Here is a 19,983-nt window from a genome sequence, read left to right on the forward strand (position 1 = left end):
TACACCGACAGCGACCCGTATCGTTCACCGCGGACATGGGTGAACACGGTCGCGGTACGGATCGCGCCCGCCTACCGTCTTGCAGCCGGATGGTCCTATTCGTCGCGCTGCGACGGCTTGGCCGCGCCGGTTGCGTGGCGACGGAAGGCCTCTGCGGCGTCGTCCTCCCGGCCGTTGACGAGTATGTCGAGCAGGCGCGCGTGTTCGTCGACCAGCTTGTCGCGGCTGCCGGTGTAGAACGGGTTGGAGACCACGCGCAGCGTCCAGAGACTGGGCTCCATCACCTCCCACAACCGCGGCAGCAGGTGGTTGCCGCTGGCCTGGCAGACGAGGCGGTGGAAAGCCATGTCGCTGTCGCGGAAGCTGCTCGGGTCGTCGTGCAGGGCCGCCCGTCGCATGTCGTCGATCACCGAGTTCAGCTGGTCGACGTAGCCCTCGGCGCGGCGCTGGGCGGCGGCTCGGGCGGCGAACTCCTCCAGCAGACCGCGCAGCTCTCGTGCCTGCTCGGCCTGCTCGATCGAGATGCTGGCAACCCGGCTGCCCAGCCGTGGCACGTGGGTGACCAGGCTCTCGTGTACCAGCCGTTTGACGGCCTCGCGCACGGGAGCCTGGCTGATGCCCAGACGTTTGGCGATGTCGGATTCGACGATCCGCTGATCCGGCGCCATCTCGCCGCTCAGGATGGCCGAACGCAGCAGCCGGTAGACGCGGTCGGACAGCAGCCCGCCCGACGTCATGCCTCTGTTCTGTTCGAGCAGATCGTTCAGACCAGTCATCAGTGCTCCCTCTGCCGGATCATTGTCATCCTGTCCATGGTGGACGTGCCCGCCGGATCGAGTCCGTAGGCCCCGACGGCTGTTCCGCCCCATACTGCGGCGGCTTCGTCCGCGGTCAGCCCGCCCAGCACACCGGCCGCGGCCCCGGCCACGTCCTCGTATGCCGACCACTGTGTGCTGACCGGCCAGTCGGACCCGAACATCAGCCGGCGTGGCCCGAACACGTCGAGCAGCACCCGAGCAACGGCATCCATGGGCACTCCGCCCGGCTCGGCGGTGGCCTTGCCGAGTCCGGACAACTTGCACACCACGTTGGGCAGTCGGCCCAGTGGCGTCAGCTGCGCGGCCCATTCGCCGAGGCCTTCGCGCCGCACATTGACGGCCGAGATCGCGGCGTGGTCGACGACGAACCGCACCTGCGGCAGGTCCCTGGCCGCCGCGTATGCCTCACGCAGAGTCCCGTGCCCCAGCAGCAGGTCCATGGTCAGGCCCCGCTCACCGAGAGCCGCGAGTGAACGCCGCACCTGGGGCAGTCCGAGACGGGCGCCCTCGCCTGCCCCGACCGGGTCACGGACCCCGACCAGCGCCGAACTCCCGTCCTCCGCACGGAGTGTGTCGACCGTGTCCACAGCGGCCGGATCGGCGAGATCCGCGTGGACGACGACGCCGGAGAGCCGTGCGGACCGCGCGGCCAGGCTCAGCAGCCAACGGGCCTCGGCCACGGTCCGCCCGGCCTGCACAACCACAGCAGTCACCGATCCGGCGGCCGCGGTGAGGTCGTCGAGGAGGAAGGGGCGGTTCAGTTCGCCCGCGGACCGCAGCCACGCGTGGTCGTGCAGGCCGGGGTCCCACAGGTGGACATGTGCGTCGATGGCGGTCACGGCGTCGGCACCTCCTGCGGGAGCAGCCCCGCCGCGCGCAGCTCTGCCCACAGGCCGGCGGGGACGGTGGTCTGCGCCATGGCGAGGTTCTCCCGCACTTCATCGGCCGTCCTGGCTCCGACGACCAGAGTGGACACGGCAGGATGCCCCCACCCGAACTGCAGGGCCACCGCCTTCATCGGCACCCCGTGGCGGGCACAGATCTCCGCGATGGCCAGCGCGGCGGCAACCTGGTGCGGTTCGGCTGTCCGGTAGTCGTACCTCGCGCCGGGTCGCGGATCGGCCAGCAGGCCGGAATTGTACACCCCGCCCAGGACGACCCCGACACCGCGAGCCTCGCATTCGGGCAACAGGCCCGTCAGAGCTTCCTGGTCGAGGAGAGTGTACCGGCCGGCCAGCAGCACGCAGTCCACGTCGACCCGCGTGACGATCCGCTCCAGCATGGCGCTCTGGTTCATGCCCGCGCCCACCGCCGACACCACGCCTTGCTCCCGCAGGTCGACCAGGGCGCGGAAGGCCCCCGCGAGGGCCTCCTGCTCATGGTGGTCGGGGTCGTGCACATGCGCGATGTCCACCCGGTCCAGGCCTAGCCGGGTCAGGCTCTCCTCCAGGCACCGCATGGTGCCGTCGTAGGAGAAGTCCGGCTCGGCCCCGTCGCCGGTCAGGAGGTATCCGACCTTGGTCGCGACGACGACCTCGGACCTGGGCACCCCGGCCAGCACCTGGCCGAGGCGCTGCTCGGACACGCCGCTGCCGTACCGGGGAGCGGTGTCGAACAGGCGCGTCCCGCCCGCCAGCGCGGCATGCACCGTGCCGGTGGCGTCCTGCTCCGGAACCGGCTCGTACAGGTTGCCCAGGGGCGCGCAGCCCAGGCCGAGCCTGCCGACCGTGAGACCGGTGCGGCCCAGCACGCCCGGGCCCGAGACCTGGTTCATCGCTGCGACGACCGCTGCTGATCGCGCCACTGCTCGTACTCCGCGCGCGACTCCGAGGTCAGCGGGTAGTAGTTGCCGAGCTTGGCGCCCTGGTCGAGGCGCATCCGGCTGAACACCTCCCACTCCTGGTGGTCCTGGGCCGTGGCGACCACCTCCGGTGCGGTCGCCTGGGGGACGACGACGGCGCCGTCGTCGTCGGCGACCACGATGTCGCCGGGCAGGCACAGCACTCCGCCGGCGGCAACCGGCACGTCGTACGCCCAGGGGAACAGTTCCGACTGGGAGGCGTAGTGCGGGGTGGTGCCGGTGCACCAGATCGGCACGCCGAGCTCGCGGATCCGCGGAGCGTCCCGGATCCGGCCGTCGACGACGATCCCGGCGCCGCCCTTGCGCTTGAAGTAGCGGACGAGCATGTCGCCGACACAGCCGCTGAACGCCGACCCGTACGCCTGGATGACGAGGACGTCACCGGGCTGTACCGCCTCCAGCACCGCCCACAGGGCGGTCTGGCGCTCGACGGCCTCCTGGGCCAGGCCGCTGGCTATGTCCTCGCGCTGCGGCATGAACTGGAGCGTCAACGCCGACCCGGCGATCTTCTGCCCGGTCGAGAGGGGCTGCGGCCCCTCCATCCACGTGCGCCTGATGCCCATGCCGTGGAGCTTCGCGCACGCGGTGGCGCTGCTCACCTGTCCCATCTGGCCCACCAGTTCCGCATCGGCACGCTGGTACGCGTCGCCGCGCACCGGGAGGGGGAACACCGGCTGGGCCTGTTCATCGGTCGTCATTCTGCTTCTCCTGGTATCGGTCGAACGTGGGGTGGCTCGGGGTGAACTGGTGGCGCCGGACCCGCATATCGAGGCCGAGCCGGGTACCCGGCGGCAGGATCACCAGCAGGTGGTTGTCGCGCACGTCGATGCGCCGGGTACTGGTCGTGAACTCGTCTGCCCGGTAGGCGCGGTTGGGGCCGGGGTAGCCGTCGTCGAGTTGATCCACCACGACGTGGTCGATGCCGTCCTCGGCGAACGCGCCGGCCTGGACGACCACACGCCGTTCTTGCGTAGTGCTCAGGTTGACCAACTGGACGCCGACCCGGGTCTCGTCGAGCCCCTCGACGAGGGCGGCGACGTCAGCCGGCAGGCCGGGACGGCCGCGGTCGGCGTCCCAGTAGCGCACCCGGGACTGCTGGAGCCCGCCGTTGTAAGGAGCGGCGGGAGCGCCGGTGGTCAGCTGCACCAGGATCTCGGTCACCACGGGATTGAGCCGCTGCCACCAGTGGATGTCATCGGTGCGGACCGATGACGCGTCCTCGTGGACGAGTGCCATCCTGCGGGCGACCTGACCCAGCGCCATGCCGAGGGCCCGGGCCGGGTAGTCGAGGTTGCGACCGTCGAGGTAGGCGAGCCACGGCGCCTCGTGTCCGGCCTCCTCCTTGTCACGGAAGGCGTGCACGGTCGTCCAGTCGTAGCCGCATTCGCGTTCCACGCGGTCCAGCCGCTGCCGGTCCTGCGGGTCGCCGGAGCACCACCAGATCCAGGCCGGGAAGGCGATCTGCAGCGGCTGGTGGTCGAACCAGCCGTGCATGCCCTTCCGGTAGGGCACCAGTTGCAGGTCGGCGTCGGCGTCGGGCCCGAGACGCTGGAGCCAGGTCGAGGCCATGCTGGATTCCCCGTCACGGACCGGCCCGCGCGTCGCCTCTTCCAGCACCCGGTCCAGTGGGGCGCGGGCCAGGTCGAACCACGCGTTGTCGCCGGTCACCAGAGCGGCGTTCATGGCAGCGACGACCGCGACCGCGCCGACGCTGTGCAGACCGTGCGGCCAGGTCCAGCCGTACGGGCCGCCGTACCAGCGGCCGTCGTGCAGTTCACCGACCTCCCCGGAGGGCCCCACGTTGTCGGGGATGACGCCGCCCGCGGCGGCGGCCCGGTCCCGCCAGGCCTGCACGTAGTCGACGAGCCAGTCGCGGTACCGGTCCTCGCCCGTGTACAGCCACGCGTTGGCGATCAGCGAGGTGGAAGCGAGGTTCACCGCGACGTCGCCGTCGCCGAGCCGCCGGTTCATCGCCTCGCCCATACGCCGCGCGTTGACGGGGTCGGCCAGGTCGTCCCAGGTGTCGATGCCGGGCAGATCCTCCAGGGGAAGGCCGTACGGTTTCATGTTGGTCAGTCCGGCGCCGAACCCCTGCGCCCATTCGTCGTCCACGCCCCGGCGCGGTCCGCCGGCCCCGGTGTGCGGAGCCCGGATGATCCGCTGCGAGCCGTCGACATTGCCGACGGGCGAGGTGGGCAGGTAGAGGTCGGCGAAGCGCAGCGCCCGCTGGCGGAACGTGTCGTCGGACGGGTCGGCCGCGCAGATCCCGTAGAACATCAGCAGCGACTCGCCCTGGTGGAACCAGTCGTACCCGCGCTCGTACTCATCGACCAGGAACCCGGCGTCGGAAAGCTGTCGAGTGATCCCGTTCCAGTGCTTCTTGCAGGCGTCGAGGAGGTCGTCCGCCCCGCCGAGCATGTACAGCATCGGCCAGTTGAAGAACGGTTCGTAGAAGTCGTCCGCCCCGTCACGGCCTTTCAGTTCCCCGTCGAAGCGCAGCCCGCCGTCGGGGTGGCAGTACCGGTCCTCGAAGACCCGCCATGTCTCGTCCAGCACCGAGAACAGCTGTCGTTGCAGTACGGCCCAGGCCGGCGGTTCGCAGGCCGGCACGGACGCCGTCACACTCACCATGTGCTTGCCCACGGTCACCCCTTCGTCGCGCCGGCGGTGAGGCCACCGACGATCTTGCGTTGCATGATCACGAAGAAGACCAGTACCGGTGCGATGGCCAGCAGCAGCGTCGGGTAGACCACGGACAGGTCGGTGGTGTGCAGACCGATCGCGGAGTACACGCCGGTCATCACGGTATACAGGCCCGACGTCGGGCCCAGCACGATCTGCGGGTTCACGAAGTCCGTCCAGACCCCGATGGTGTGCAGGACGACCGCGGTGACCACGACCGGCTGCATCAGCGGGAAGATCACCTGCCAGAAGGTGCGCAGCCGGCCCGCGCCGTCGATCTGCGCCGCCTCGTCGAGCTCCCGGGGGATGGACTTGATGTAGCCCACGAACAGGAACATCGACAGCGGCAGGGTCAACGTCGCCTCGTACAGGACGAATCCGGGGATCGTGCCCATCAGGCCCGTGAAGCGCAGCACGTAGATCACCGGGATGACCAGGACCTGCCCGGGGATGAACAGCCCGGCCAGGAACACCAGCAGCATCCCCTTGTGCCAGCGGCGGGTACCCCGGGCGATGACATAGGCGGCCGGCCCGGCCAGGGCCAGGGACAGCACGTTGACCAGCACCACGAACATCACCGTGACACCGAACGCCTTGATGATGTTGTAGTCCGGTGACGACAGTGCCGCTCGGAGATAGTCCGTGGACAGCACACCCGGGGCGGCGGAGAACGGCCGTTGACGGATCGCCGACTCCGGCTTGAACGCGTTGACGATCACGAGGTACAGCGGCACCAGCATGACCAGGGCGAAGAGGCCGAGCATGACCGAGCCGACGCGACTGCCTGCTTTGCGTTTCACTGTTCCACCGCCTTCTCGCTGCGCTGGCGCAGCGTCACGACCACGATGGCGAGCACCGTGATGACGATCATGAGGACGATGCTCTGGGCCGAGGCGTAGCCGATCTTCCCGTTGAGGAACGACTCCGACAGGACCAGGTACGCGTACGTCTGCGTGTGGCCCGCCGGACCACCGTCGGTCATCGCCAGTACCAGGTCGTAGACCCGCAGCAGTTGGACGAGTACGAGGACCACGTTGATCGTCACCGTGGGTGCCAGCATCGGCAGCACGACCTGGCGGAACGTCTGCCAGCGTGAGGCACCGTCGATGCGCGCCGCTTCCAGGAGCGACTCGGGGATCGTCTGCAGCCCGGCTAGGTAGAGGACCACGTTCACCCCGAACGTCGACCAGATCACCACGAAGACGACCGATGCGAGCGCCCAGTGAGGATCGGACAGGAACGGGATCTTCGAGCGGTGCGCCGCGTTCAGGAGCGTGTTGATCGCTCCCTCGCTGCTCAGGATGGCCGACCACAGGAAGCCGATGATGACCGCGCCGAGCACGTGCGGGTAGAAGAACAGACCCCGCAGTATCGCTTTGACGCGCCCCTCGCCGTTGAGCATGACCGCGAGGCCCAGACCGAGGACGTTGCAGGCCACGGTGCCGACCGCCGCGATCACGAGCGTGACGTACGCCGCGTTCTTCACGCCCGGGTCGTGGAACAGCTGGACGTAGTTGTCCAGGCCCAGGGATTTGTAGCTGTCGGAGAAACCGTCCCAGTCGGTGAGGCTGAGCCGTCCGGCGACCACGACGGGGATGAGGATGAAGGCCACGACCGCCGCCAGTGCGGGGCCGACCATGAAGATGCTGGACAGGCTGCGGGCGGCGCGTACGCGCAGCGGGCGCGGGGGAGTGTGCTGAGTGCGACGGGGGCGCTCATGGACCGGCGGGCTGTCCGACGCTCCAGGAGCGCTGAGCGTCGCGTTACTTGGGCGCATTCGCGGACCACCACTTGTCCATGGCCCCCGCCACCCTGTCTGCCGACGTTCCCAGATACATGCTCTGGACCTGGGTGTTGAGCTCGTCGGGGAAGCCCGCCGGGGACGAGTTGTCGCCCAGTCCCGGGCCGATCGCGACGGTCTTGCCGCCGGCGGCGTCGAGGAGCTTGGCGATGTCGTTGGTCAGCGGGGTGGCCTTGTAGCTGTACCCGGTACGGAAGTTGCCCTCCGCGCTCAGTCCCTTCGTGACCGCCTTCTTGTCGCTGACCAGGTACTTGACCAGGTCGATCGCCTCGGCTGTGTGCTTGGAGCTCTTGAGCACCGAGTACGGCATGGCCGGGTTGGCGGCCTGCGGCGGCGTGGAGCCGTCGAACGTGGGGACGGGGAACACGCCCGCGTCGAAGCCCGGCTTCGCATCGGCGAGCGAGGCCGCCAGCCAGTTGCCCATGACCATCGTCGCCGACTTGCCGGCGGTGAAGTTGTTGATCATGTCCTGGTACTTGATGCCGTTGGCGTCCTTGGGAACCAGGCCGTCCTTGATCCAGGACTGGTAGACGTCGAGGAACTTGGCGTAGTTGCTGCCGGCGAAGGTCACGGAGCCCTTGTTCCGCTTCGCGTTCCACTGCGGCTCGGTGTTCATGACGTTCGGGTTGGCCATCATCAGGGCCTGCGCGCCGGTGGTCCACTCACCACCGGTCTGCATCGGCGTGTAACCGGCGCTCTTCAGCTTGCGCAGCGCGGCGGTGAACTCGTCGAACGTCTTGGGCGTCGAGGTGACACCGGCCTTGGTGAAGGCGTCCTTGTTGTAGAACACCAGCGACTGGAGCTGGACGCCGGTGCCGGCCATCCAGACCTTGCCATCCAGCTTGGACGCCTCCGCGAACGGTGAGTCCTTCACCCACTGTGCGTCGGGCAGCGGTGCCATCTGTCCGGCGAGAGCCGTGTTCTGTCCGCCGGCGAGGATGTCGGGGGGGCTGCCGGCGGCCAGTTGCTGCTTCAGCGTGTCCTCGATGCCCCTGCCGGTGGGCGCCTCGATCGTGACCTTCACTCCGGGGTGATCGGCGACGTACCCCGCCACCAGGTCCTTGTAGAACTGCTTGGTCAGCACCGGAGTGATGTTGACCAGCATGCGGATGTTCTTGCCGCCGCCTGCTGAGTCGGTGCCGGTCGAGCAGCCCGTGAGCAGTGCGGCGGATATGGCGATGGCACCCAGCTTGACCAGGTGCCGGCGAGAACCCGAAACCATCGAAACCTCCATCGATCGCTAATCGACTATCGCTTATCGATAGCGAGCTCACCATCGAGGACCTGCCGGGCAGCGGTCAAGACCTGGCGACGGCAGCGTTACCCGTTCGCAACCTACGTGGCAGGTGAACTCGGCTTCTTTCAGCGGGTTTTGCAAGACCCCTTGACACTCGCTATCGCCGACCCACTACTTGTCGCTCAGCGATTATCGATTAGCCGGAGCATCGCGCAACGAGGGCCCCGCCGGAGGCGCCGTGCGCCCGGACCGAGGGCCCGGGCGTGCGCCCGGACCGAGGGCCCGGTTTCAGTAGGCACCTACGAAAGGCACTACATGTCCAGATTCTCTCGACGTGATCTCCTCAGGGCCGCCGGGGCCGTCGGTGCCGGCGCGTCGGCAGCCCTCATCGCCGGGCCGGCCTACGCCGGTACCGGTGACCGGCGAGACCGGGCCGAGGACCAGAAGTCCTTCTTCGTGGCAACGGACGGGAAGGACTCGAACCGGGGCACGCAGGCCGCGCCATTCGCGACGCCGGAGAAGGCGCGCGACGCGATCCGGGCCTGGCGGCAGGGTGCGCCGGGCCGTGCCACGGCACCGGTGACCGTCTTCCTCCGGGGCGGCACGTACCGGCGGACGCGAAGCTTCACCCTCGAAGCGCAGGACTCCGGTGCGCCGGGCCGGCCGGTCACCTACGCCGCCTACAACGGCGAACAGGTCCGGCTCGTCGGCGGCGTGGACCTGCCCGCTACCGGGTTCGAGGCGGTCAGCGACGAGGCGATACGCAACCGTCTCCCGGCCGGGTCACGTGACATCGTCCGTGAGTTCGACCTGAAGGCGCTCGGGATCACCGACTACGGCCAGATCGTCCAGACCGGATACGGCCTGCCGCGCACGGTCACCCCGCCCGAACTGTTCTTCAACAGCGAGGCGATGACCCTCGCCCGTTACCCGAGCACCGGGTTCCTCGCCGTCGGCCAGGTCATCGACCCGGGCGGGAACCCCCGCAGCGTCCTCGGTGACCCCGACAAGATGGCCGCCGAATTCGCCAAGGGGGCCACGTTCAAGTACACCGACCCCCAGCCGTCGACCTGGACCGACACCAGTGACGTGTGGATGCAGGGCTACTGGTTCTACGAGTGGGCCGACGGCAACCTTCAGATCAAGGCGATCGACCCGGCGGCGCAGACGGTCTCCACGAAGACCGCCAGCATGTACAGCGTCAAGGCGGGCCAGCGCTACTACTACTACAACGTGCTTGAGGAACTCGACTCGCCGGGTGAGTGGTACCTCGACCGGGCCACCGGGAAGCTGTACCTGTACCCGCCGAGTGACCTGACCGGCGCGTCGGTGCAACTGTCGCTGCTCGCCGACCCGATGGCCGTCCTCAACGGCTGCTCGAACGTCACGTTCTCGAACCTCACGTTCGAGGGGTCGCGCGGCGACGGCATCGTCATCACCGACGGCACGTCCAACACGGTCGCGGACTGCACCCTGCGGCTCCTGGGCGGTCGCGCGGTCACGATCGGTGACACGAGTGTCTCGGCCGGACCGCACGGCGGATCGGGGAACGAGGTCCGCGGCTGCCACATCCAGGCCACCGGCCAGGGTGGCATCGCCCTCGCCGGCGGTGACCGGGCCACCCTCACCCCGGCGCGCAACCGGGCGGTCGGCAACGAGATCCACGACTACAGCCGCCTCCAGTTGACGTACAGCCCCGCGGTCGAACTCGCCGGTGTCGGAAACCACGTCGCCAACAACCACATCTACGATGCGCCGCACGTCGCCGTCCTCTTCCGCGGCAACGATCACGTGATCGAGTACAACGAGATCAACGATGTGGTGAAGGAGACCAACGACGCCGGCGCCATCTACGCGGGACGGGAGTGGACCGGACGCGGCACGGTCATCCGCTACAACTTCCTGCACGACATCGTGGGCAGCGGCGGATCCCACTTCGCCTCGGGCGTCTACCTGGACGACTGCTTCTGCGGAACGACGGCGTTCGGCAACATCTTCTACAAGGTGGACACCGCCTTCCAGATCGGCGGCGGCCGGGACAACGTCATCAGCAACAACATCATGCTGTCGTCCGGCCGTTCGGTGACGCTCGACGAACGAGGACTCAACTGGGCGGCGGCGAACGTGGCGCCCGGTGGCGCCTGGGGTATGTACAACATGCTGGCCGCCGTTCCCTACCAGGAAGAGCCCTGGCGGTCGCGCTATCCGAACCTCGTGAACATCGCCGACGACCAGCCGGCGTACCCGAAGTACGACGTCGTCGAGTACAACGCACTCCACACCGTCGCCGCGCTGAGCATCGCCCCGTCCGCGCGCACGTACGGAACGGTTGACCACAATCTGACACTCACTGCCGATCCCGGCGTCGTGACAGTCGTGGACGGGAAGCCGACCCTGGGCAACGACGACCTGATCGCCGCTCAACTCCCCGGCTACCAGCGGATACCCATGAACCGGATCGGACTCTCGTGACCCGCACGGCCGAGAGCCGCGGGGCAGGGAACCGGCCCAGTCAAAGCCAGTAGATAAATTAGTAATTAATCTTGACGGTGGCCCGGTTGCCCCGTCAGGCTGTATCAGCCGAACGAGGCCCGGCCGCCTGGGTCGGGAGGCCGGGCCTCGTTCCGTGGGCGCGCATGCGGAGTCGCAGGCACACCTCGGCACAGCACAGAACCGCACCGGTCTGGTCACCCTGCAGTCCAACTCGTCGTACGCGTGAGGCAGTAGCCAACCGTCCGAACGGCGCCACCGGCAGAATCGCCGACAGCTTCACCACCCGAGGAGCCGACAGCCCCATGAACGGAAACACCCGCTTCGCCGACAAGGCGGCAGTGGTCACCGGAGCCGCGTCGGGCATCGGCGCGGCCACCGCCGAACGGCTCGCCGCCGAAGGCGCGGCGGTGATCCTCGCCGACATCGCCGAGGACGCGGGCGAGCGTGTCGCCGCGGGCATCCGAGCAGCGGGCGGCCGGGCCCTCTTCGTCCGCACGGACGTCGCGGACGAGGGCGACTGGGGGCGGGTCATCTCCGCGGCGCACACCTTCGGCCCCGTCGACGTCCTGGTGAGCAACGCCTTCACGGTCGACGTCACCCCCGCGCACGAGATGACCGTCACCTCGTGGGAGCGCCAGCTCGCAGTGAACCTCACCGGAGCGTTCCTCGGCTTCCGTGCGGTCCTGCCCGACCTGCGCGAACGTCGCGGCGCCGTGGTGCTCACCTCCTCGGTCCACGCCCACAAGGGCATCCCCGGACATCCCGCGTACGCGGCGTCCAAGGGCGCGCTGCTCTCTCTGTGCGGACAACTGGCGGTGGAGTACGGACCCGAGGTGCGGGTCAACGCCGTCCTGCCCGGCCCCATCCTCACCGGGGCATGGGACCGGGTCTCGGAGGAGGACCGGAGGCAGAGCGTCACCGAGACTGCCGCCAAGCGTTTCGGCACCCCCCAGGAGGCCGCGGCGGCGATTGCGTTTCTCGCCGCCGACGAGGCGTCCTACATCACGGGATCGAGCCTGCTGGTGGACGGCGGCTGGTCCGTCGTCAAGGCCTCGGCCTGACCGTCTCCGTACCCATCGCGCACCAGAAAGGCACACAGACATGACGCCATACGCGCGCCGCGGAGTGCACGGCCAGACCGTGGAGACTCTCGCGCGCCGGGTGCTGAGCGGCGAGATCCCCGAAGGAGCGACACTCGATCTCGTGGCGCTGCAGGACGAGTTGGACGTCAGCCTGACCGCCTTGCGGGAATCCCTGAAGGTCCTCGCCGCCAAGGGGATGGTCGACGCGCGCCAGAAACGCGGCACCTTCGTCAGAGCCCGCGCCGACTGGAACCTCCTCGACGCGGACGTGCTGCGCTGGCAGTTCGCGGGTGGCACCGACTCCGGCACCGATCCGGCACTGCTGCACAACCTCGACGAGGTGCGCGGCATCATCGAGCCGGCCGCTGTCCGGCTGGCCGCCGCCCGCCGCACCGATACCGACCTGGACGCACTCGAAGCTGCCCTCACCGCGATGGGTGAGCAGGACGGCGGCGCGGCCCACGCGGTCGAGGCGGACCTCGCCTTCCACCGCGCGCTCCTCGCGGCCACCCACAACGAATTGCTCGAACGCATGGAGATGGTCATCGAGTCGGGCCTCGCGCACCGCGACGAGATCGTGCACGGTTCGCCGCACGGCGAGGACCCCGTACCCAGTCACCGGGCTGTGCTGGACGCCGTACGCGACCAGGACCAGGCTGCCGCCGAACGCGCCATGCGGGACCTGCTCGACCAGGCCGTACGCGACCTCGACCGGGCCCACGGCACCCGGCCGGCCACCGACGAGGGGACCGCGAACCGGTGAAGATCACTCGCATCGAGACCTTCCTCGTACCGCCACGCTGGCTGTTCTGCCGGATCGAGACCGACGAGGGCGTCGTCGGCTGGGGGGAACCCGTCATCGAGGGGCGGGCCGAGGTCGTCCGCGCCGCCGTCGATGTCCTCGCCGAATACCTGATCGGCCAGGACCCGCTGCGCATCCAGGACCACTGGCAGGTGCTGAGCAAGGGCGGCTTCTACCGGGGCGGCCCGATACTCTCCAGCGCCGTCGCCGGTATCGACCAGGCCTTGTGGGACATTGCCGGCAAGGCCTACGGCGCCCCCGTCCACGCCCTGCTCGGCGGCCCGGTCCGCGACGAGGTACGGGTCTACGCCTGGGTCGGCGGCGACGAACCCGCCGAGCTCACCGAGCAGATCACCGCCCAGGTCGAGGCCGGCTTCACCGCCGTCAAGATGAACGCGGCAGGCCGCACACCACCTCTCCCCACCCCTGCCGAGACCGCTGCCGTCGTCGACCGGGTGGCCGCCGCTCGCGCGGTTCTCGGCCCCGGCCGTGATGTGGCCATCGACATGCACGGCAGATTCGGACCGGCCGGCGCGCGCCGCGTTCTGCAGGCCATCGAGCCCCTGCACCCGCTGTTCGTGGAGGAACCCCTCCTTCCCGACCAGGGACACCTGCTGTCCTCCTTGGTCGCTGCCACCTCCGTACCCATCGCCACCGGCGAACGGCTCTACGGGCGCGCCGACTTCCTGCCTGCCCTCACGGCCGGCATCGCGGTCGCCCAGCCGGACCTCTCGCACGCCGGGGGTATCTCCGAGGTCCACCGCATCGCATCGCTCGCCGAGACCTACGGTGCGCAACTCGCCCCGCACTGCCCCCTCGGCCCCATCGCACTCGCCGCCAGTCTCCAGATCGCCTTCGCCACCCCGAACTTCCTCATCCAGGAGCAGAGCCGGGGTATCCACTACAACAAGGACGCCGACCTGCTCTCGTACGTCGTGGACACCGACCCGTTCCGCTTCGTCGGCGGACGGGCGCGGCGCACGGCCCTGCCGGGGCTCGGCATCACCGTCGACGAGAACGCCGTACGCGCGGCTGACCGGACCGGACACGCCTGGCGCAACCCGGTGTGGAGGCACGACGACGGCGCCTTCGCCGAGTGGTGAGCACGATGACCACCCTCAGCATCGAGACCGACCCGGCCCACGGCGGACGGTGGACGTCCCTGCGTGCGGCCGGCCGCGAATGGCTCTGGCACCGCGACGAGCCACGCCGCCCCGGCGCCGTTCCGGACGACGCCTTCGCCGACGCCGGTGGGCTGGAGGAATGCGTGCCGACCGTACGCGGCGCACCCGACCACGGCGATGCCTGGGCCCGGCCCTGGCAGCGGGCCGACGGCACCGAGTCCGTCGACTGCCCGGACTTCCGGCTCAGCCGCCGGATACGCAGCGACGGGGACCGCGCAGTGGCCGACTACCGGCTCACGGCCGAACCCGGCTACCGCTTCCTGTGGGCCGCGCACGCGCTGCTCGATCTCTCGGAGGAGGCCTGTATCGGGATCAGGGACGGCACGCCGACCCGCTTCTATCCCGACAACGGCACTCGGTGGATCCCCTGCTTCTGGCCGTCGCAGCCCGGACGGACGGCCGGGCTCGACCGGCTCGGGCCGGATGACGGGACAGCCGTCGGCGCGATCGTCGACAGCCCACGGGTGTACGTACGCGACGGCGCGGCCACGTTGCGTATGGCCGTCGAGGCCGAAGGGCAGCCGGTGTCCGTAGCGCTGTGGCGCAACCTCGGCGGCTTCCCCGAGCAGGAGCCGTACCGGTCCGTAGGGGTCGAGCCCATGCTCGGCCGGGTCTTCGACCTGGCGGCCGCGGAGGACGGGGACGCCGCGTGCGTCCCGCGCAGCGGCGAGGTCCGCTGGCGTCTCACCGTGGCCGCGCAGGCACCGGAGCCGTGGGCACAACCAGCGCCACGGACGGAGCCGGAAACCAACACAGCATCAGAAGAGACAGACAGGAAGGGAACTCGCACGTGGATCTGCTGACCTCGCTGCGCACCCACCGGATCGTCGCCATCGTGCGCGGCGACGACGCGGACGCCGCGCTCAGGACCGTACTGACACTGGTGGAGGAGGACCTCCCGCTCATCGAGGTCTCGCTCAGCGGAAAGGACGCACTCGACGTCATCCGTCGGGCCCGCGCCGCCCTGGGCCCCGGTGCACCCCTTGGTGCGGGCACCGTCCTCACCGCCGACGACGCACATGCAGTACGCGACGCGGGAGCCGACTTCGTCGTCACCCCTGCCGTCTGCGAGGCCGTCACGGAGGCCAAGCTCCTCGGCCTGCCCGTGCTCGCGGGGGTGATGACCCCCACCGACATCGTCGCCGCACAGCGGCTCGGCGCCGACGCCTTCAAGATCTTTCCCGCGGCGCAGGCAGGCGGCCCCGGCTATCTGAGGGCACTGCACGGCCCGTTCCCGGACGCGCCGTTCGTGCCGGTCGGGGGAGTGGACGCCGACGCGGCCCGAACCTATCTCGCGCACGGGGCTACTGCGGTGGGTGTCGGCTCGCCGCTGATCAGCGACGCGGCCGACGGCGGCAGCCTCGAAGCACTCCGCGAGCGGGCGCGCGCGTTCCGCGACGCCGTACGCGCCGCCGCCCCCGCAGACGCCGGCCGATGACCGACGGCACACCGGTCGTCTGCTGGCAGGACCGGCTCGGGCTCGGTGAAGGAATACGCGCGGTCGACGACGGCATCGTCCTCGTCGACATCCTCACCGGGCGGCTGCTGGCCGGACCCGCGGACCGCTCAGCTCCGCTGACGCAACTCGCCAGGCTGTCCGTGCCCCTGGGCGCGGTCTCCCCCGTCCACGCACGCCCCGGCACCTGGATCGCGGCCGCCGGCACCGGTGTATGCCTGATCACCGCGCACGGGCGGACCGAGTGGCTCGCGCGCCCCGAGGACAGGGCCGCCACGGCCATGCGGATGAACGACGCTACCGCCGATCCGTACGGCAGGTTCTGGGCGGGCAGCATGGCTTACGACGCCGAGGACGGCGCGGGCTCCCTCTACCGTGTCGACCACGAGGGCACGGTGATCCGGGTGCTGGACGGCCTCACCGTTCCCAACGGCCCGGCATTCTGTGCGGACGGCACCGTGATGTACCTCGCCGACAGTGCCAAGGGCATCATCCGCCGGTACCCGGTCGACCCGGACACCGGGCTGCCGGGTACGCCGGACACTTTCGCCACCTTCGACCGCGGCAGCCCCGACGGTATGACGGTGGACGCCGAGGGCGCCCTGTGGACTGCGGTCTGGGGCACCGGCACCGTCCACCGCTACCGCGCCGACGGCACCTTGGACCGGCAGATCCGAATTCCTGCGACGCAGCCCGCCGGGCTGTGCCTCGACGGGGACAGCCTGTACGTCACCAGCGCGCGGCACGGTCTCGCTGCACCCGGACCGCTGGACGGTGCGGTCTTCACCACCCGGGTCGGCGTCCGGGGCCTGCCCACGTGTGCCTACCACCCCGGGAGAACCGAGTGACGACGATTCACACGTCCCGCGAAACCGGCCGGCGGCCGGTGACGGGACCGGTGACCTGTATCGGTGAGACCATGGCCGCGCTGATCCCCGAACCCGCCGCCCCGCTCGACGGTGCCGGTCTGCTCGGGATCCGGATCGCGGGCGCCGAGTCCAACGTGGCGATGTACCTCGCCGACCACGGGGTGCCCGCCCGTTGGGTCTCCGCGCTCGGTGACGACCCGTTCGGACACCGGATCCGCGCCGAGGTGGCCGCATCCGGTGTCGATGTCAGCGGCGTACGCACCGACCCGCACCGCCCGACCGGACTCCTCGTCAAGGACCCCGGCACCGAGGGGACCCGGGTCCACTACTACCGCCGCGGCTCCGCCGCCTCGGCCCTGACCCCGGACCTCCTGGACGACGACGCCGTGCGCTCCGCAGGCCTCATCCACCTGAGCGGCATCACCCCGGCGCTCTCGGCAGGCTGCCGGGACCTGGTCACCGCGCTACTCGAGCCCGACGTTGCTGAACGCCCGTGCCCCGTGAGCTTCGACGTCAACCACCGGGCCGCTCTGTGGGCGGACGGTGCGGCGGCCACCGTGCTGCTCGGGCTCGCCCGACGGGCGGACATCACGTTCGTGGGCCTCGACGAGGCACAGGCCCTGTGGGGAGACGGACTGACCGACGCCTTCGCCGTACGGGACTTGCTGCCACAACCGCCCGTCCTCGTCGTCAAGGACGGTGCACGGGCCGCCACCGCCTTCGACGGCCCCAGAGTCCACACCGTGCCCGCGCCCAAGGTCGAGGTCATCGAACCGGTGGGTGCCGGTGACGCGTTCGCGGCCGGGTTCCTCGCCGGGCTGCTGCGTGGCGAGGAACCCGTACGGGCGCTGCGGCTGGGGCATCTGACGGCGGGCGCCGCATTGCGGGTGACCGGCGACCACGGCCCGCTGCCGGACCGCGCCCGCCTCGCCGAGCTACTCGACGCGGCGCCCGAGGAGTGGGCAGACGGTGGGTGACCCGGCGATCCGGCCGACTTCCTCGCCGAGATCGGCTGGGACGAGGAGCGCCAGGTGCTGTTCATGCCCACGGACCACCCGCTGCTGGGGTGGAGGGCCTGCAAGGTCACGGGCTGCGGGATGCCGACCCGCGGCCGGACACAGCTGTGCCTTCCCTGCGAGCGGGACTTCACGACGAGCGGGCAGGAGGAGGCCACTTTCCTCGCCTCGCGGAGAGTAACGCGCCGCCGCGGCGTCAGCTGCCGGCGGCCGTGGAAGAGCAGCCTCACACCGCTCTGCGAAGCTCATCTCCACCGGCGGAAACGAACCCCCGAGGTCACCTTGGAGGAGTTCCTCGCCGATCCCTCGGTGATCCCACTGCCCGGATTCGGCGAGTGCGACGTTGTTGCCTGCGACCGCATTCGGTACGGCTCCAGGCCCGGTTTCTGCAAGGCCCACGGGACGTGCTGGGGCCAGGAGTTCCAGCGCGACCCGCACCTGGACAGGACGACATGGTGCCGCTTGGAGCCGGTGATCGAAGACATGAACAGCGTCACGCTGCGGGGCCTGACGCCGCTGGCACAGGCACAAGTTCTCTACGGGCTCTACGGACGCTGCCGCCGGAAGATGAAAACCGGGTTGGGCGAGGTCCGGCCCTGGTGAACGATCTCCGGGGGGCGTCAGTCGGACTCGCTCGACGATCTCGTCGACACGCAGCGGGGCATGCGTGCTCGTCAGGTGGCTGGAGCCCTTCCGCCTGGCCCACCAGCGAGCCCTTTCCTCGCCCGCGACCGAGCCCGCGAAGGACACCTGGGACCTGCACGTCTTCGGGGCACCCCGGCCGGCTCCGCTTCGGCAGGATCGTGCAGCCCTGGCTGCGGGAAGCCACCAAACGGTGGGCCATTCCTTCGCAACCAGGCTGGCAACTACGTGGACGCTGCCGCCTACGGCATCACGTGGGCACGGGCCCGGGAGCACGCCCTGACTCGTGCTGAGCGCACTTCTCGCCTGGCCAAGCGGCCTCACGATCTCCGGCACGCCGGGATCTCGTTCCGGCTCTACTCCGGAGTGGACCCGGCCGAGGAGAGCGGGTTGAACGAAAGGCGCCTGACGGGTGAAAACCCAGGTCAGGCGCCTTTTCGCATGCGTCTAGAAGAAGCCCAGCTTCTTCGGCGAGTACGACACCAGCAGATTCTTCGTCTGCTGGTAGTGCTCCAGCATCATCCTGTGGTTCTCCCGGCCGATCCCGGACTGCTTGTACCCGCCGAACGCCGCGTGGGCCGGATACGCGTGATAGCAGTTCGTCCAGACCCGGCCAGCCTGGATGGCCCGGCCCGCCCGGTACGCGGTGTTCGTGTCACGGGTCCACACGCCCGCACCGAGCCCGTACAGGGTGTCGTTCGCGGTGCGGATCGCGTCGTCGAAGTCCGAGAAGGACGTGACGGCGACGACAGGGCCGAAGATCTCCTCCTGGAAGACCCGCATCCGGTTGTCGCCCTCGAAGATCGTCGGCTGTACGTAGTAGCCGCCCGCCAGCTCCCCGTCGTACTCGATCCGGCTGCCGCCCGTAAGGATCTTCGCGCCCTCCTGCTGGCCGATGTCCAGGTACGAGAGGATCTTCTGGAGCTGGTCGTTGGAGGCCTGCGCGCCGATCATCGTGTCCGTGTCCAGCGGGTGGCCCGGCACGATCTGTTCGGTGCGCGCGATGCCCGCCTCCAGGAATTCGCCGTAGTGGCCGCGCTGGATCAGGGCCCGTGACGGACAGGTGCAGACCTCGCCCTGGTTGAGGGCGAACATGGTGAAGCCCTCGAGTGCCTTGTCGCGGAAGTCGTCGTCGGCCGACCAGACGTCGTCGAAGAAGATGTTCGGCGACTTGCCGCCCAGTTCCAGAGTCACCGGCTTGATGTTCTCGGAGGCGTACTGCATGATCAGCCGCCCCGTCGTGGTCTCCCCGGTGAACGCGATCTTCGCGACGCGCGGGCTGGAGGCCAGTGGCTTGCCGGCCTCCGCACCGAAGCCGTTGACGATGTTCACGACACCCGGCGGAAGCAGGTCGGCCACCAGGCCCAGCCACACATGGATGGACGCGGGCGTCTGCTCGGCCGGCTTGAGGACCACCGCGTTGCCCGCCGCGAGGGCCGGGGCCAGCTTCCAGGTGGCCATCAGAATGGGGAAGTTCCACGGAATGATCTGCGCGACGACGCCGAGCGGCTCGTGGAAGTGGTAGGCGACGGTGTCCTCGTCGAGCTGGCTGAGCGACCCCTCCTGGGCGCGCAGCGCGCCCGCGAAGTAGCGGAAGTGGTCGATGGCCAGCGGAATGTCGGCCGCCAGGGTCTCCCGTACCGGTTTGCCGTTCTCCCAGCTCTCGGCGACCGCGAGTTCCTCCAGGTGAGCCTCCATCCGGTCCGCGATCCGGTTCAGGACCGAGGCCCGGTCGCCCGCCGACGTGGCACCCCAGGCAGGTGCCGCGGCGTGTGCCGCGTCCAGGGCGTGCTCGACGTCCTCGGCGGTGCCGCGGGCGATCTCGGTGAACGGGCGGCCGTTGACGGGGCTGGGGTTCTCGAAGTACTGGCCTCGGGCCGGCGGGACGTACGCGCCACCGATCCAGTGGTCGTAGCGCGACTCGTACGAGACGATCGCGCCCTCGGTGCCCGGCGCAGCGTAACGGGTCATCTCTGTGGCCTCCCGGATCCGGTGCCGCCCGCCGTTGGGCGGCCCTCGTCGCGAGGCTAGGCAGCGCGA

The 19,983-nt window shown here is 69.7% G+C and carries 18 protein-coding genes; 9 read left to right on the forward strand and 9 right to left on the reverse strand.

The window, feature by feature from the left end:
- Positions 1-95: 95 nt before the first annotated feature.
- Genes OG322_RS38840 through OG322_RS38875 form a run of 8 tightly spaced genes read right to left on the reverse strand, consistent with a single transcriptional unit; the run spans position 96 to position 8,384 of the window.
- Positions 96-776, reverse strand: coding sequence for a GntR family transcriptional regulator (locus tag OG322_RS38840; protein WP_241200358.1), 681 nt, complete (start codon positions 774-776; stop codon positions 96-98).
- On the reverse strand, positions 776-1,657 hold the full coding sequence (locus tag OG322_RS38845; RefSeq protein WP_164494506.1) for an amidohydrolase family protein: 882 nt from the start codon (positions 1,655-1,657) through the stop codon (positions 776-778). The genes OG322_RS38840 and OG322_RS38845 overlap by 1 nt, the downstream gene beginning before the upstream one ends.
- Complete coding sequence (locus tag OG322_RS38850; protein WP_123465612.1) at positions 1,654-2,592, reverse strand: aldo/keto reductase; 939 nt, start codon at positions 2,590-2,592, stop codon at positions 1,654-1,656. Before OG322_RS38850 ends, OG322_RS38845 begins: the two co-directional genes overlap by 4 nt.
- A complete protein-coding gene (locus OG322_RS38855) occupies positions 2,589-3,377 on the reverse strand; it encodes a ribonuclease activity regulator RraA (RefSeq protein ID WP_123465614.1) in 789 nt (262 codons plus the stop codon). The genes OG322_RS38850 and OG322_RS38855 overlap by 4 nt, the downstream gene beginning before the upstream one ends.
- Entirely contained in the window at positions 3,364-5,322 is a 1,959-nt protein-coding gene (locus OG322_RS38860) for a hypothetical protein (protein ID WP_241200359.1), read from the reverse strand. The genes OG322_RS38855 and OG322_RS38860 overlap by 14 nt, the downstream gene beginning before the upstream one ends.
- 2 nt (positions 5,323-5,324) lie before the next feature.
- Positions 5,325-6,161, reverse strand: a complete 837-nt coding sequence (locus OG322_RS38865) for a carbohydrate ABC transporter permease (RefSeq protein ID WP_241200360.1) — start codon at positions 6,159-6,161, stop codon at positions 5,325-5,327.
- Positions 6,158-7,138: a carbohydrate ABC transporter permease gene (locus OG322_RS38870; protein WP_241200361.1), complete on the reverse strand. Its 981-nt coding sequence runs from the start codon at positions 7,136-7,138 to the stop codon at positions 6,158-6,160. The genes OG322_RS38865 and OG322_RS38870 overlap by 4 nt, the downstream gene beginning before the upstream one ends.
- Entirely contained in the window at positions 7,125-8,384 is a 1,260-nt protein-coding gene (locus OG322_RS38875) for an ABC transporter substrate-binding protein (protein ID WP_185095526.1), read from the reverse strand. Before OG322_RS38875 ends, OG322_RS38870 begins: the two co-directional genes overlap by 14 nt.
- Before the next feature lie 330 nt (positions 8,385-8,714).
- Here OG322_RS38875 and OG322_RS38880 point away from each other — a divergent pair, with 330 nt between their 5' ends.
- The 9 genes from OG322_RS38880 (at position 8,715) to OG322_RS38920 (ending at position 17,904) form a co-directional block, all read left to right on the forward strand.
- Positions 8,715-10,871 (forward strand): right-handed parallel beta-helix repeat-containing protein, encoded by a 2,157-nt coding sequence (locus OG322_RS38880; protein ID WP_123465622.1) that lies wholly within the window; start codon positions 8,715-8,717, stop codon positions 10,869-10,871.
- A gap of 323 nt (positions 10,872-11,194) precedes the next feature.
- A complete protein-coding gene (locus OG322_RS38885) occupies positions 11,195-11,953 on the forward strand; it encodes an SDR family NAD(P)-dependent oxidoreductase (protein WP_123465624.1) in 759 nt (252 codons plus the stop codon).
- Between the two features lie 40 nt (positions 11,954-11,993).
- Positions 11,994-12,737 carry a FadR/GntR family transcriptional regulator gene (locus OG322_RS38890; RefSeq protein WP_329307627.1) on the forward strand — a complete coding sequence of 248 codons (744 nt, stop codon included), beginning with the start codon at positions 11,994-11,996 and terminating at the stop codon, positions 12,735-12,737.
- Positions 12,734-13,879, forward strand: coding sequence for a galactonate dehydratase (gene dgoD / locus OG322_RS38895; protein ID WP_123465628.1), 1,146 nt, complete (start codon positions 12,734-12,736; stop codon positions 13,877-13,879). The genes OG322_RS38890 and dgoD overlap by 4 nt, the downstream gene beginning before the upstream one ends.
- Before the next feature lie 5 nt (positions 13,880-13,884).
- Positions 13,885-14,763, forward strand: coding sequence for a hypothetical protein (locus OG322_RS38900; RefSeq protein WP_123466489.1), 879 nt, complete (start codon positions 13,885-13,887; stop codon positions 14,761-14,763).
- Positions 14,751-15,398 carry a bifunctional 4-hydroxy-2-oxoglutarate aldolase/2-dehydro-3-deoxy-phosphogluconate aldolase gene (locus tag OG322_RS38905; RefSeq protein WP_123465630.1) on the forward strand — a complete coding sequence of 216 codons (648 nt, stop codon included), beginning with the start codon at positions 14,751-14,753 and terminating at the stop codon, positions 15,396-15,398. Before OG322_RS38900 ends, OG322_RS38905 begins: the two co-directional genes overlap by 13 nt.
- Positions 15,395-16,264, forward strand: coding sequence for an SMP-30/gluconolactonase/LRE family protein (locus OG322_RS38910; protein WP_123465632.1), 870 nt, complete (start codon positions 15,395-15,397; stop codon positions 16,262-16,264). Before OG322_RS38905 ends, OG322_RS38910 begins: the two co-directional genes overlap by 4 nt.
- Positions 16,261-17,262: a sugar kinase gene (locus tag OG322_RS38915; RefSeq protein ID WP_260147068.1), complete on the forward strand. Its 1,002-nt coding sequence runs from the start codon at positions 16,261-16,263 to the stop codon at positions 17,260-17,262. The genes OG322_RS38910 and OG322_RS38915 overlap by 4 nt, the downstream gene beginning before the upstream one ends.
- Positions 17,263-17,583: 321 nt before the next feature.
- A complete protein-coding gene (locus OG322_RS38920; RefSeq protein WP_329307628.1) occupies positions 17,584-17,904 on the forward strand; it encodes a hypothetical protein in 321 nt (106 codons plus the stop codon).
- 486 nt (positions 17,905-18,390) lie between these two features.
- Here the strand turns inward: OG322_RS38920 and exaC are convergent, their stop codons facing one another.
- Positions 18,391-19,914, reverse strand: a complete 1,524-nt coding sequence (exaC, locus tag OG322_RS38930) for an acetaldehyde dehydrogenase ExaC (protein WP_124285979.1) — start codon at positions 19,912-19,914, stop codon at positions 18,391-18,393.
- Positions 19,915-19,983: the final 69 nt, after the last annotated feature.

The sequence above is a fragment of the Streptomyces sp. NBC_01260 genome (genome assembly GCF_036226405.1).
GTDB classification, from domain to species: domain Bacteria; phylum Actinomycetota; class Actinomycetes; order Streptomycetales; family Streptomycetaceae; genus Streptomyces; species Streptomyces laculatispora.

What these genes read in the sequence shown, in the direction of transcription:
- OG322_RS38840 (WP_241200358.1), bottom strand. Translation starts at nt 776, where the DNA reads ATGACTGGTCTGAACGATCTGCTCGAACAGAACAGAGGCATGACGTCG.
- OG322_RS38850 (WP_123465612.1), bottom strand. Translation starts at nt 2,592, where the DNA reads ATGAACCAGGTCTCGGGCCCGGGCGTGCTGGGCCGCACCGGTCTCACG.
- OG322_RS38855 (WP_123465614.1), bottom strand. Translation starts at nt 3,377, where the DNA reads ATGACGACCGATGAACAGGCCCAGCCGGTGTTCCCCCTCCCGGTGCGC.
- OG322_RS38870 (WP_241200361.1), bottom strand. Translation starts at nt 7,138, where the DNA reads ATGCGCCCAAGTAACGCGACGCTCAGCGCTCCTGGAGCGTCGGACAGC.
- OG322_RS38875 (WP_185095526.1), bottom strand. Translation starts at nt 8,384, where the DNA reads ATGGTTTCGGGTTCTCGCCGGCACCTGGTCAAGCTGGGTGCCATCGCC.
- OG322_RS38880 (WP_123465622.1), top strand. Translation starts at nt 8,715, where the DNA reads ATGTCCAGATTCTCTCGACGTGATCTCCTCAGGGCCGCCGGGGCCGTC.
- OG322_RS38885 (WP_123465624.1), top strand. Translation starts at nt 11,195, where the DNA reads ATGAACGGAAACACCCGCTTCGCCGACAAGGCGGCAGTGGTCACCGGA.
- OG322_RS38890 (WP_329307627.1), top strand. Translation starts at nt 11,994, where the DNA reads ATGACGCCATACGCGCGCCGCGGAGTGCACGGCCAGACCGTGGAGACT.
- OG322_RS38900 (WP_123466489.1), top strand. Translation starts at nt 13,885, where the DNA reads ATGACCACCCTCAGCATCGAGACCGACCCGGCCCACGGCGGACGGTGG.
- OG322_RS38910 (WP_123465632.1), top strand. Translation starts at nt 15,395, where the DNA reads ATGACCGACGGCACACCGGTCGTCTGCTGGCAGGACCGGCTCGGGCTC.
- exaC (WP_124285979.1), bottom strand. Translation starts at nt 19,914, where the DNA reads ATGACCCGTTACGCTGCGCCGGGCACCGAGGGCGCGATCGTCTCGTAC.